Annotated in this window: 10 protein-coding genes; 2 read left to right on the top strand and 8 right to left on the bottom strand. The window is 72.7% G+C overall.

Going from position 1 to position 12,271, the window contains the following annotated elements:
* Window positions 1-36: 36 nt before the first annotated feature.
* Both ABZ484_RS36965 and ABZ484_RS36960 read left to right on the top strand, forming a co-directional pair.
* Window positions 37-858 carry a YceI family protein gene (locus ABZ484_RS36965; RefSeq protein ID WP_358870337.1) on the top strand — a complete coding sequence of 274 codons (822 nt, stop codon included), beginning with the start codon at window positions 37-39 and terminating at the stop codon, window positions 856-858.
* A gap of 49 nt (window positions 859-907) precedes the next feature.
* Window positions 908-1,378: a PPOX class F420-dependent oxidoreductase gene (locus ABZ484_RS36960; protein WP_358870336.1), complete on the top strand. Its 471-nt coding sequence runs from the start codon at window positions 908-910 to the stop codon at window positions 1,376-1,378.
* On the opposite strand, the gene ABZ484_RS36955 is transcribed toward ABZ484_RS36960, so the two are convergent.
* The 8 genes from ABZ484_RS36955 to ABZ484_RS36920 form a co-directional block, all read right to left on the bottom strand.
* Entirely contained in the window at window positions 1,379-2,143 is a 765-nt protein-coding gene (locus ABZ484_RS36955) for a TetR/AcrR family transcriptional regulator (RefSeq protein ID WP_358870335.1), read from the bottom strand.
* Window positions 2,144-2,209: 66 nt separating this feature from the next.
* On the bottom strand, window positions 2,210-3,742 hold the full coding sequence (locus ABZ484_RS36950; RefSeq protein ID WP_358870334.1) for an MFS transporter: 1,533 nt from the start codon (window positions 3,740-3,742) through the stop codon (window positions 2,210-2,212).
* A gap of 106 nt (window positions 3,743-3,848) precedes the next feature.
* Window positions 3,849-6,110 carry a glycosyltransferase family 39 protein gene (locus ABZ484_RS36945; protein WP_358870333.1) on the bottom strand — a complete coding sequence of 754 codons (2,262 nt, stop codon included), beginning with the start codon at window positions 6,108-6,110 and terminating at the stop codon, window positions 3,849-3,851.
* Window positions 6,107-7,585, bottom strand: a complete 1,479-nt coding sequence (locus ABZ484_RS36940) for a bifunctional glycosyltransferase family 2/GtrA family protein (RefSeq protein WP_358870332.1) — start codon at window positions 7,583-7,585, stop codon at window positions 6,107-6,109. The genes ABZ484_RS36945 and ABZ484_RS36940 overlap by 4 nt, the downstream gene beginning before the upstream one ends.
* A gap of 14 nt (window positions 7,586-7,599) precedes the next feature.
* Complete coding sequence (locus tag ABZ484_RS36935) at window positions 7,600-9,342, bottom strand: HAMP domain-containing sensor histidine kinase (RefSeq protein ID WP_358870331.1); 1,743 nt, start codon at window positions 9,340-9,342, stop codon at window positions 7,600-7,602.
* Window positions 9,339-10,079, bottom strand: a complete 741-nt coding sequence (locus tag ABZ484_RS36930) for a response regulator transcription factor (protein ID WP_358870330.1) — start codon at window positions 10,077-10,079, stop codon at window positions 9,339-9,341. The genes ABZ484_RS36935 and ABZ484_RS36930 overlap by 4 nt, the downstream gene beginning before the upstream one ends.
* 100 nt (window positions 10,080-10,179) lie before the next feature.
* A complete protein-coding gene (locus tag ABZ484_RS36925) occupies window positions 10,180-11,133 on the bottom strand; it encodes an amidohydrolase family protein (RefSeq protein ID WP_358870329.1) in 954 nt (317 codons plus the stop codon).
* Between the two features lie 62 nt (window positions 11,134-11,195).
* Window positions 11,196-12,077, bottom strand: coding sequence for a DUF2797 domain-containing protein (locus ABZ484_RS36920; protein ID WP_358870328.1), 882 nt, complete (start codon window positions 12,075-12,077; stop codon window positions 11,196-11,198).
* Window positions 12,078-12,271 lie beyond the last annotated feature (194 nt).

Genomic DNA, 12,271 nt, shown 5'->3' with positions numbered 1-12,271 from the left:
CCCAGGCGAACGAGCAATCGAAAGGCAGAAAACGGGATGGGACTGACCGCGAGGATCCGCACCCGGGACGGATGGGCCGTGTCGCACGCGGTCGTCACGGTGACCGACATGACGGGCACGCAGGTCCTGCGCGCCGAGGCCGACCACGAGGGCGCCGTACGGGACACCACCGAACTGGCGCCGGGCGCGTACACGGTCATCGTCACCGCGGTCGGCTACGCGCCCGCCGCCTCCAGCGCGATCGTCACCGCGAGCGGCCGGGCCGAGGTCGGCACGGTGACGCTGGCCCGCCAGGGCGGCACCGAACTGCCGCCGCCGGGGCCGTGGACCATCGACCCGGCGCACTCCTCGGTCGCCGCGGTCGCCCAGCACCTGGGCATCTCCAGCGTGCACGGCCGGTTCACCGACTTCTCGGGCACGATCGAGATCGCCCCGGACGAGATTGCCAAGTCCCGTGTGGAGGCGGTCATCCACGCCGCCTCCATCGACACGGGCAACGGCATGCGCGACGGCCATCTGAAGTCCCCGGACTTCCTGGACGTCGAGCGGTACCCGGAGATCACCTACCGTTCCACCGGCCTGACCGCCGCCGGCTCGGACCGCTGGACCGTCCACGGTGAGCTGACCATGCACGGCGTGGTCCGCCCGGTCGACCTGGACCTCGCCTACCTCGGCACCGGCGCCGACCCCTGGGGCGGCACCCGGGCCGCGTTCCGCGCGACCACGGAACTGCGCCGCGAGGACTTCGCCATGAACTACAACCAGGTCCTCCAGGCGGGCATCGCCGCCATCGGTACGACGCTGAAGGTGGAGCTGGACATCCAGGCGGTGCAGGGCGACTCGCTGCCGCAGGCGTAGGCACAGCAGGGTCAGCCACAGGGGCGCACTTCGCCCCTAGGCTGCCCCCATGGCACCGAACATCGCTACCAACACCCGCGTCTCGCGGGACGAACTGCTGGACTTCGTACGGCCCCGGCACCGGGCCCTGCTGATCACCCGCCGCGCCGACGGCGGTCCGCAGGCCTCCCCGCTGACCTGCGGGGTCGACGACTCCGGACGGATCGTGGTCTCCACCTACCCGGAGCGGGCCAAGACCCGCAACGCCCAGCGGGACGCGCGGGTGAGCGTCGTCGTGCTGAGCGACGAGTGGAACGGGCCGTGGGTGCAGATCGACGGCACGGCCGAGGTCATCGACACGCCGGACTCCGTGGAACCGCTGGTGGAGTACTACCGCAACATCGCGGGCGAGCACCCCGACTGGGACGAGTACCGCCAGGCCATGGTCAAACAGGGCAAGTCGATCATCCGGATCACGCCCCAGCGGTGGGGACCGGTGGCCACGGGCGGCTTCCCGGCACGGCTCGCCTCCGAGGGGTGATCAGCCCCGGGCGACCATCGCCTCGATGCCCGCGATCAGCAGGTCCAGGGCGTAGGTGAAGTCGCGGTCCAGCATCTCCGCGACCGTGTCACCGCCGCGGGCGTCCATGATCTCCTTGGACTCCTGGATGTAGTCCGCGACCGACGGGTGCTGCCGCACCGCGCTCATCGCCTGCGCGTAGTAGGCGTCCGGCGTCATGCCGCTGTCCGCGATCCGGGACAGGAACTGGCCCTCGATCGTGCCGTAGCCGTAGACGAACTGGAAGACCGCCGAGATCGCGCTCGTCACACGGTGCGCGGGCAGCCCGGCGCGGCGGATCACACCCTGCACCGTCCGCGAGAACGCGAGGTGGTTCGGGCCGATGTTGAGATAGCGGCCTGCCAGCGGCGACAGCCAGGGATGGCGTACCAGCTGCGCGCGGTACTCGGCGGCGAGAGCGCGCAGCTGGTCGTGCCAGTCGGCGTCGGCCTCCGGGTCGGGCAGCCGCACCTCCCCGAAGGCGGCGTCCAGGGCGAGTTCGAGCAGGTCGTCCTTGGTGTCGACGTACCAGTACACGGACATCGCCGTCACGTTCAGCTCGGCGGCGAGCCGGCGCATGGAGAACTTGGCCAGCCCCTCCGCGTCCAGCAGCCGCACCGTGGCCTCGGTGATCCGCTCCCGGTCGAGCCCCGACGGCTGCCCGCCGCCGCGCCCGCCCCGGCGCGCCCTGCCCTCCAGCCAGACACTGGTCCGCGCCACGTCCTTGGCGCCGGCTGCCTTCACCATGGCGCACCTTTCCCGTCGGTCCGATGCTCGTCATGCTAAGCGGCCGCTGAGGGCCGCCGGCACGCGCTACCGGACGACCGCCATCTCCGCGTCCGTGTTCTCCCCCGCGTTCTTCCCTGCCCGCTCCGCCCGGTGCAGCAACGCCGCCGCGAGCAGTCCGCCGACCAGTACGGCCGCCGCGCCGACCAGCTGGCTCGTCTCCAGCCCCGAGGAGAACGCGTGGGTGATCTGCCGCCGCTCCCCCGCGGAGTGCGCCGAGGCCAGTGCCGCCGGCAGCGAACTCGCCGCCACCGGCACCAACGCCGCGAACCGCGCGTTGAGGACCGCGCCCAGCACGGCCACACCCAGGCCGTTGCCGAACTCCGCCAGTGTGCCGTTGACGCCCGCGCCCACACCCGCCTTGGCGGGCGGGATCGCGCTCATGATGGCGTGCGCCATGGCCGGGCTGGCGACCGCCATGCCGCCGCCGATCAGCACCAGGCCGAGGAGCGTACCGGCGTATCCGCGCCCGGAGAGCGTGGCGATCGACGCCAGCCCGCCCGACATCAGCACCATGCCCAGCGTGATCGACACCGGCGCGCCGAGCCTGGCCGTCCACTTGGCCGTGAGACCGGAGAAGTTCAGCACCACGACCGACAGGGCGAGCGGGGCCGTGCGCAGTCCGGCCTCCAGGGGGCCGTAGCCGAGCACGAACTGGAGGTGCTGGGTGAGCAGGAAGAGCGAACCGCCCATGCCGAAGGCGATCAGCACCGCACCCGAGACCGCGCCCGTGAACCGGCGGTCGCGGAAGAAGTGCATGTCGAGCATGGGGTACGGGACACGGCTCTCGTAGTACGCGAAGGCGCCCAGCACCACGGCCGCCACCGCCGCGGTGACCAGCACCCGCGCCGAGGTCCAGCCGTGCGCGGGGCCCGAGATGATCGCGAAGACCAGCGAGGCCATGCCGATCGTGGACAGCAGCGCGCCGACCAGGTCGGGGCGGTCGCCCTGGGGGTTCTTGGACTCGGGGACCAGGGCGAGGACCGCGACCAGGCCCAGGGCCGCGACGGGCAGGTTGATCAGGAAGATCGCACCCCACCAGAAGTGGTTCAGCATGAAGCCGCCGATCAGCGGCCCGGCGGCGAAGCCCAGCGCGCTGACGGCACTCCAGATCCCGATGGCCTTGGGGCGGTCGTCCGGCGTGAAGATCTGCATCACCACGGCGAGCGTGGTGGTCAGCAGCAGCGCGCCGCCCACGCCCATGCCCGCGCGGGCGGCGATCAGCTGCCCGGTGGAGTCGGCGAGTCCGGCGACCAGCGAGCCGATGCCGAACAGGGTCAGTCCGGTGACCAGCATCTTCTTGCGGCCGTAGCGGTCGGCGGCGCTGCCCGCGGTGAGCAGCAGTCCGGACTGCACCAGCGAATACGCGTTGATCATCCACTGGATGTCGGAGGTCGCCGCGTGCAGTTCGCTGGTGAGCGAGGGGATCGCGACGTTCAGGACGGTGTTGTCGAGCAGCACGGTGAGCTGCGCGAGACAGATGACGGCCAGGATCAGCCAGCGTTGGGGGTGGCCCTGGGAGTGGCCTTGAGCGGTCGGAGTCGGGGTCGCGGTCGACATGCCTTACAGCGTATAGCAGTTCCTATACGGCGTACAACGCACAAAGGAAGAGGCGGCGCCCCTTCAGGCACCGCCCCTTCCGCTCGGCCTTCCGCTCGGCCGGTCGTCAGCCGCTCACCTCGCGAGTGAGGTCGTAGAAGGTGGCCGAACCGGCCGTGACCTTCTTGAAGGTCTTCTCGACCCATGAGGTGATCTGCGAGGACGTGCCGCTGCCGCCCATGCCCCCGCCGCCCATGCCACCGCCGGCGATGAAGTAGTGGATCCGGCCCTCGGCCACGTACTTCTTGAACTGGGCGAGCGTCGGGGACGGGTCGGTGCCGTTGAAGCCGCCGATGGCCATCACCGGGTCGCCGGTGGCGAGCTGGTAGCTCGCCGCGTTCTGGGAGCCGATGGACGCGGCCACCCAGGTGTACTTCGACGCGTCCTGCTCCAGCAGCTTCCTGGCCGCGGCGCCGACCTGGGCGCCGTCGAGCAGTCCGCCCATGCCGCCCGTTCCGCCCGTCGGGCCGCCCTCGCCGGTACGGCCGCCGGCGCTCCCGCCGCCGGAGAAGCCGTTGCCCGGCATGCCACCGCCGGGGAAGCCGCCGGTGCCGCCGGCGGCTCCGGTGCCACCGGTGCCTCCCGTGCCACCAGTGCCTCCGGTGCCACCCGTTCCGCCACCCGGGAAGCCGTTGCCGTTCTGGCCGTTCTGGCCGTTCTGGCCGTTCTGGCCCGGCATCCCCCCGCCGCCCGGGAAGCCGCCCGTGCCGCGCCCGCCGGGGGCGCCGCCCCGGCCGCCGAAGCCCATGGCGCTCGCGCCCGCCGGGCCGGCCGTGGGAATGGAACCGGTGTGCGCGGAGTCCACCGTGCTCAGCGTGTACGCGGTCGGCCCGGCGAGGGAGGTCAGCAGGCCGGCGGCGACGCCCGCGAGGGCGAGTCGGCGTCCGAGCCGGGTCACGAAGATCAGTGCCAGCGCCGCGGTCAGCCCGCCGACCAGGACGATCCACTTCAGCCAGGGCAGGTAGTCCGGGGTGCGGTCGAGCAGGACGTACCCCCACGCGGCGGTCGCCGTGACGGCGGCGGCCAGGGTGAGCGACGCCCACGGCCGGGACCGTTCCTCCCACAGCACGGCCACGCCCATGCCGACGACGGCGGCGATGTAGGGCGCGAGGGCGACCGTGTAGTACTGGTGGAAGATGCCCGCCATGTAACTGAAGACCGCGACGGTCATCAGCAGCGAGCCGCCCCAGGCGAGGAAGGAGCCGCGGGCCGGGTCGGTACGCGCGGCCTTCCGGGTCACGACCAGCCCGGCGACCAGCAGGATCAGCGCGGCCGGGAGCAGCCAGGAGATCTGGCTGCCGATCTCGGAGTCGAACATCCGGTCCCAGCCGGTCTCCCCCCACCGGCCCGTACCGCCGCCCCCGCCCGGTCCGCCACCGCCGCCGACGCTGCCGGTCTCGTCGCCGTTGATGCGGCCGAGGCCGTTGTATCCGAAGGTCAGCTCCAGAAAGCTGTTGTTCTGCGACCCGCCGATGTACGGCCGCGAGGAGGCCGGCCACAGTTCGACGATCGCGACCCACCAGCCGCCCGAGACGACGATCGCCACCGTCGCGAGCGCGAGCTGCACCAGCCGCTTCCTCGGCCTCACGGGCGCGCAGACGCCGTAGACGACGGCGAGGGCGGGCAGGATCAGGAAGGCCTGCAAGGTCTTGGTCAGGAAGGCGAGGCCGACCGCGACGCCCGCCCACACCAGCCACTTGGTCCGGCCGTCCTCCAGCGCGCGGATCACGCAGTACACGGTGAGCGCCATCAGCAGCGCGAGCAGCGCGTCGGGGTTGTTGAACCGGAACATCAGCGCCGCGACCGGGGTGAGCGCGAGCACCGCACCCGCGATCAGACCGGCGGCGGGGCCGAACCGGCGGCGCACGGCCGCGTGGACCACGGCGACCGTGAGGACGCCCATGAGCACCTCGGGGACCAGGATCGCCCAGGAACCGAGCCCGAAGATCCGCACCGACAGGGCCATCGGCCACAGCGCCGCGGGCGGCTTGTCCACGGTGATGGCGTTGCCGGCGTCCAGCGAGCCGAAGAAGAAGGCCTTCCAGGACGTGCTGCCCGCCTGCACGGCCGCCGAGTAGAAGGAGTTGGCGTAGCCGGACGCGCCGAGGTCGTAGAGGTAGAGCAGGCCGGTGGCGAGCAGCAGACCGAGGAAGGCGGGGCGCGCCCAGCTCGGATCCTCGGGACGGCCGCGCCACAGGCGGCGCGCGAGGGGCCGCTTCTCGGCCACGGCGGCCGAGGTGCTCGGGGGAGCCGTGGGCGGCGGTTCCCAGGAGGCCGGGGCCTGCGCCGCACCGTGCGGCCGGCCCGGGCGGTCGTAGTCAGTGGTCATCGGGGGTCCCTCGGGTCGGTGTCACCCGGACGCACCGGCCGCGGCCGCACGGTGGCGTCCGCGTGCCGGAGCTGCCGGTCGTCCGCGTGCCAGAGCTGCTGGTCGTCCGCGTGCCAGAGCTGCTGGTCGTCCGCATGCCGGAGCTGCTGGTAGGGCTGAGCGGGCGGGTGCGGCTGGGCGGTGCCCGGATACGGCTGGGCGGTGCCCGGATACGGCTGCGGGGACGGCTGCTCGTCGCGCCGTTCCGGGAAGACCCAGGCCCTGAAGAGCAGGAAGCGCAGCACGGTCGCCGCGAGGTTGGCGGCGATGAGGACCGCGAGTTCGGTGGAGTGGGCCGGGCTGCTGGTCGCCGCGTTCAGGGCGGCGAGCGAGCCGCTGGTCAGGGCGAGGCCGATGCCGAAGACGACCAGGCCCTGCGCCTGATGGCGGACCGCCCCGCCGGGGCCGCGCACCCCGAACGTCAGCCGCCGGTTGGCGGCGGTGTTGGCGACCGCCGAGACCAGCAGTGCGAGCGCGTTGGCGGTCTGCGAGCCCGAGAACTGCCGGAAGGCGCTGTAGAGCAGCAGGTAGAACAGGGTGGACAGGACGCCCACGACGCAGAAGCCGAGGAGCTGGCGGGCCAGCCCCTTGGGCACGTCCTGGATCTCCCGGTCACGCGGGTCGTCGCCGAAGGGGCGGACGAGCCGGTCCAGCGGCAGCGAACCGGTGGCCAGCGCCTTGCCCACCCGCCACACGCCCTTGAGGTCGTCGGTCGCGGTCTTCACGATGTGCACGGTCGAGTCCGGGTCGTCGACCCAGTCGACCGGCACCTCGTGGATCCTGAGGCCCGCCCGCTCGGCCAGCACCAGCATCTCGGTGTCGAAGAACCAGCCGGTGTCCTCCACCAGCGGCAGCAGCACCCGGGCGACATCGCTCCGGATCGCCTTGAATCCGCACTGCGCGTCCGAGAAGCGCGCTTGCAGCGAGCCCCGCAGGATCAGGTTGTAGGCGCGGGAGATGAACTCCCGCTTGGCGCCGCGCACCACGCGCGAACTGCGGGTCAGCCGCGAGCCGATCGCCAGGTCGGAGTGGCCGGAGATCAGCGGCGCCACCAGCGGCAGCAGCGCGTTGAGGTCGGTGGACAGGTCGACGTCCATGTAGGCGAGGACCGGCGCCTCGGAGGCGGCCCACACGGTCCGCAGGGCGCGTCCGCGGCCCTTCTGTTCCAGGCGGACGCTGCCGACCTCGGGGATCCGCGCCGCCAGCCGTGCCGCCACCTGCGGGGTGGAGTCCGTGGAGGCGTTGTCCGCGACGGTGATGCGGAACGCGTACGGGAAGGTGCGCGTGAGGTGCTCGTGCAGTCTGAGCACACAGGGCCGGAGGTCCTTCTCCTCGTTGTGGACGGGGATCACTACGTCCAGGACAGGCGTTCCGGCGTCTGTGGCCGGGAGATGCTCCCGCGCCGGCAGGGTGCCGGGAGAAGAGTCGGTTCGCATGGCAGCGACTCTTCTCAACCGCCCTGTCGCACCCATGTGGTGACGCTGTGCCGTGCCTGTGAGTGCGGCTCCCGGCCGGCCGCGTACGCCTCCGGACCTGCCGCGTACACCTCCGGGCCTGCCGCGTACGGCTGCCGGTCGGCCGCCGGGCCGGCCGCGCCCGGGGAAGGCACCCCGGCCGGCGCGGTCGCGGGCAGACGCACCGTGAACACGGTCCGCCCGGGCGCGCTGTCGACGGTGACGGCCCCGCCGTGCGCGGCCGCCACGGCCTGCACGATCGCCAGGCCCAGACCGGTCGAACCGGTGGCGCGGGAGCGCGCGCTGTCCCCGCGCGCGAACCGCTCGAAGACATGCGGCAGCAACCGCGGCGGGACGCCCGGCCCGTCGTCCTCCACGTCCACGCACAGCCACGGCGCGTCCCGCCGGACGCGCGCGGTGACGGTCGTGCCGGGCGGGGTGTGGGTGCGCGCGTTGGCCAGCAGGTTGACCAGCACCTGCTGGAGGCGTGCCGCGTCCGCCGTCACCGGCGCGGGCTCGTCGGGCAGGTCGAGCCGCCAGGTGTGCTCCCGTCCGGCCGCCCGGGCGTCGCTGACTGTGTCCACGACGAGCGGTACGAGATCGGTGCGCTCGAACCGCAGCGGCCGCCCCGCGTCGAGGCGGGCGAGCAGCAGCAGGTCCTCCACCAGCAGTGTCATCCGCCCGGCCTCGGACTCGATACGGCCCAGGGCGTGCCGTGTGTCCGGCCCGACCTGCTCCCGTCCCCGGCGGGTGAGCTCGGCGTAACCGCGGATGGAGGCGAGGGGCGTCCTCAGCTCGTGACTGGCGTCCGCGACGAACTGCCGTACCCGCGTCTCGCTCTGCTGCCGCGCGTGCAGCGCGCCGTGGACGTGGTCGAGCATCCGGTTGAGGGCGGCGCCGACCTGGCCGACCTCGGTGTGCGGATCGGTCTCCGACTCCGGGACACGCTCGCTGAGGTTCACCTCGCCCGTGTGCAGGGGCAGTTCGGAGACCCGGGTGGCGGTGGCGGCGACCTTGCGCAGCGGCCGTACGGCGACTCCGACGATGGCCGCCCCGGCGAGGGAGGCCGCGACGAGCCCGGCGGCGGTGACGCTGATCTCGACGAGGATGAGGGTGTTGACGGTGCTGTCGACCTCGGAGGTCGGGATCGCCACGTAGTAGGCGCCGTTGGGGCCGGTCACGTACTGCACCCGGTATCCGCCCAGGCCGGGGATGTCGGTGCTGTGCTTCTGGCGGTCCCGGGGGACGGCGCCGAGAGCGCGGGTCTGGGACCGGCTGAGCGACTGGGGGGTCAGCCACGGGATGTTGTTGTCGTCGTTGGCCTTCTCGCCCACCTTGGCTTCGGTGACGGAGCCGTCGTTCACCGCCGCCACGATCGTGCCCTGCGGCTGCGGGCCCCTGGTGACGAAATCGGTGAGCTTGATCTCCTTGCCCGGCGGGGGCACGGGGGCGTGGTCGCCGTCCCGGTGGGCGTCGGGAGGCATGGCGCCGGACGCCCGCGCGGCGACCTCCTTGAGCCGCCCGTCCAGTTGTTCGTACAGATGCGACCGCAGTGCCAGCGTGGTCACCGTGCCGATCACCGCGCAGACCACGGCGATCAGCACCACGGACGCGACGACGAGCCGCGTGCGCAGCGAGCGCGGCGTGCGGGAGGTGCGCGAGGCGCCGGGTGCGCTCGGCACACGCGGCTGCCGGACTCCTCGCTCCCGCCGCGTACGCGGCCGCCGCCGCCCGCTCATGACACGGCGGGCTTGATCAGGTAACCGGCGCCGCGCCGGGTGTGGATCATCGGCTCGCGGCCGGCGTCGATCTTCCGGCGCAGATAGGAGATGTAGAGCTCGACCACGTTGGCCTGCCCGCCGAAGTCGTACGACCACACGCGGTCCAGGATCTGCGCCTTGCTGAGCACGCGCCGCGGGTTGCGCATGAGGAAGCGCAGCAGTTCGAACTCGGTGGCCGTGAGGTGGATGTTGTCCCCGCCCCGGGACACCTCGTGGCTGTCCTCGTCGAGCATCAGGTCGCCGACCACCAGCACCGAGTCCGAGCGCCGGTCGGCGGCGCCCGAGCGGCGTATCAGCCCGCGCAGCCGCGCCACGACCTCCTCCAGGCTGAACGGCTTGGTGACGTAGTCGTCGCCGCCCGCCGTCAGCCCGGCGATACGGTCCTCGACGGCGTCCTTGGCGGTGAGGAAGAGGACGGGCACGTCCGGCAGCTCGCGGCGCAGCCGCCCCAGGACGGTCAGTCCGTCCATGTCGGGCAGCATCATGTCGAGGACGACGGCGTCGGGCCGGAACTCGCGTGCGGCCTGGACGGCGGACTGCCCGTCCCCGGCGCTGCGGATCTGCCAGCCCTCGTAACGCAGGGCCATGGAGAGCAGTTCGCTGATCGACTGCTCGTCGTCCACCACAAGCACCCGGACGGGGCTCCCGTCCGGCCTCAGCAGTTCGGTGCGCCCCTGGGGCGAGATCGTGGTCATGGAGGCAACCCTGTCGGCCGCCTCTGAGAGCTTGCTTGCGCAAGTCTGTGATTTCCCTGAGAAACACTCAGGCGTCTCTCAGGGCCGCCCGGTGGGCCGCTCAGGAACGGTCCAGGTCCAGTCCGAACAGCCGCGCCCCGTTGTCGTGGCAGACCGCGCGCAGCCAGTCGTCGCCGAGCTCCAGGCGTTCCAGGGCGTGCAGTTGGTGGACGTAGGGGTAGGGGATGTTGGGGAAGTCCGAGCCGAGCAGGATCCGGTCGCCGAGACCGGCCAGCCGGGGCAGGGCGCGGCGCGGGAACGGGGCGAACCGTTCGCTGAAGTCGGTGAACGCCATGGTGGTGTCCAGCCGCACCTCCGCGTACCGCTCGGCGAGGCCGAGGAAGTCCTCGTACTCGGGCATGCCCAGGTGGGCGACGACCAGCCGCAGCCGGGGGTGGCGGGCGAGCACGCGGGCGATCGGCTCCGGCCCGGTGTGCTTGCCGGGCGCGGGCCCGGACCCGCAGTGGATCACCACGGGAACGCCCGCGTCGGCGAGCAGCCCCCAGGCCGGGTCGAGGAGTTCGTCGGCGGGATCGTACGCGCCGACCTGGACGTGCGCCTTGAAGACGCGTGCGCCCGCCTCGACGGCCTCCTGGACGTAGGTGTGCACGCCGTCCTCGGGGAAGAGCGTCGAGGTGTGCAGGCAGTCGGGGGTGCGGTGGGCGAACTCGGCCGCCCAGCCGTTCAGCCACCGGGCCATGCCGGGCTTGTGCGGGTAGAGCATGGCGGTGAAGGCCCGCACTCCGAACTCGCGCAGCCGGGCGACCCGTTGCCGCTCCTCCTCCCGGTAGGTGATCGGCCACTCGATGCCTCCGGTGAGCGGCCCCAGCCCGTCGAAGTACGCCCAGACCTTGCGCAGCACCCGCTCGGGCATGAAGTGGGTGTGCACGTCGACGAGACCGCGCACCCCGATGCGCTCCCGGAACCGCCGCACTTCCCCGCTCTCCGCGGCACCCGCGGACCCCCGGGAGGAACCGGGATCCGCGGGGCCCGCATCCCGCACGTGATCATTCATACGGCCCACGATCGCCCCGGCCCCCGCACCGCGTCCACCCCCGCCCTCAGAACAACCCGCCCTCAGAACAACCCGTCCTGCACGCCCCCGGCCTCCCGCGCCTCCTTCAAGGGCCGCACCGGCACGCTCGAGGCGCCCCGCCCGGCCGGCCCGAGCTCCCACCCGCTCATCAGCCGCGTGTCGAGCACCACGACCCCTCTGTCGGTGGCCAGATGCAGGTCCGGCCCTGCGGCGGAGACCAGCTCACCGCTCACGGTCCCGCCCGCGACGAGCTCACTCACCTCGCCGACGGCGGCGGGCACCCCGTCCAGACCGAACACGGCCACGTGGTCGACGGGCCGGAACGGCGCCCGCTCCAGCGACTCCGGCCAGCCGCCGAGTGCGACGGCTCTCCGGTGCAGCTCCGCGATCTCGGCGGCCCGCTCATCGGGACTCGCCGGCAGCCTGGACCGCAGGGCCCGCTTCTCCGCGTACGGAATCCGGTCGGGCACCTTGAGCGCGGCGCGCAGCAGCTCCTCCGTGCGGCGCGCGGCCATCAGCGGACCGGCACCGAGCCAGCTGAAGCAGACGGCGCCCTGCTCCAGCAGCCGCGCCGGCCCCCGCTCGACCGCGGTGATCCCGACCTTGGCCGTCCCGGCCCCGAACCAGGCCAGATATACGTGATACGCGCGCCGGTCGTCCGCGATCGTGTCCGCGGCCACCGAGTGCGCCCGCTCCAGCCGCGCACACTCCTCGCACCGAGCCCCCGTACTCCGCCCCGGCACGACCGCCCGCACCGGACACACATGCCCCCGCGCCCCCACACACGTCCGCACTCCCCCTTCCAGGACCTCGAAGGCGACCCGCTTCCCCCACGTCAGCGCACTGGACCGCCCGCCCTGCCACACCAGCACGGGCCCACCGGCCGCCCACCGCAACCCCGAGCACTTCCACACCTGCCCCATCCCTGACGAGGCTACGACGCCCCACTGACAACACCCCGCCACCGGCCCAAAAAGGCCCCGGATCTCACCGGGACCGAGGCAGGGGGACGTTGAACGGTGGCCCGGACGGCTCGCCGGGTGAAGGCTCCGGGCGGTTCAGCCCGATCACGCCATCGAGGCAAGGACGGGGACGACGGGAACGGACGGGGCTGCCT

Source organism: Streptomyces sp. NPDC006393, from assembly GCF_040628575.1.
Lineage (GTDB): Bacteria > Actinomycetota > Actinomycetes > Streptomycetales > Streptomycetaceae > Streptomyces.
Note: the sequence above shows the minus strand (reverse complement) of the source record. Positions and strands in the feature narration are given on the sequence as shown.

What these genes read in the sequence shown, in the direction of transcription:
- ABZ484_RS36965 (WP_358870337.1), top strand. Translation starts at nt 37, where the DNA reads ATGGGACTGACCGCGAGGATCCGCACCCGGGACGGATGGGCCGTGTCG.
- ABZ484_RS36960 (WP_358870336.1), top strand. Translation starts at nt 908, where the DNA reads ATGGCACCGAACATCGCTACCAACACCCGCGTCTCGCGGGACGAACTG.
- ABZ484_RS36955 (WP_358870335.1), bottom strand. Translation starts at nt 2,143, where the DNA reads ATGGTGAAGGCAGCCGGCGCCAAGGACGTGGCGCGGACCAGTGTCTGG.
- ABZ484_RS36950 (WP_358870334.1), bottom strand. Translation starts at nt 3,742, where the DNA reads ATGTCGACCGCGACCCCGACTCCGACCGCTCAAGGCCACTCCCAGGGC.
- ABZ484_RS36945 (WP_358870333.1), bottom strand. Translation starts at nt 6,110, where the DNA reads ATGACCACTGACTACGACCGCCCGGGCCGGCCGCACGGTGCGGCGCAG.
- ABZ484_RS36940 (WP_358870332.1), bottom strand. Translation starts at nt 7,585, where the DNA reads ATGCGAACCGACTCTTCTCCCGGCACCCTGCCGGCGCGGGAGCATCTC.
- ABZ484_RS36935 (WP_358870331.1), bottom strand. Translation starts at nt 9,342, where the DNA reads ATGAGCGGGCGGCGGCGGCCGCGTACGCGGCGGGAGCGAGGAGTCCGG.
- ABZ484_RS36930 (WP_358870330.1), bottom strand. Translation starts at nt 10,079, where the DNA reads ATGACCACGATCTCGCCCCAGGGGCGCACCGAACTGCTGAGGCCGGAC.
- ABZ484_RS36925 (WP_358870329.1), bottom strand. Translation starts at nt 11,133, where the DNA reads ATGAATGATCACGTGCGGGATGCGGGCCCCGCGGATCCCGGTTCCTCC.
- ABZ484_RS36920 (WP_358870328.1), bottom strand. Translation starts at nt 12,077, where the DNA reads ATGGGGCAGGTGTGGAAGTGCTCGGGGTTGCGGTGGGCGGCCGGTGGG.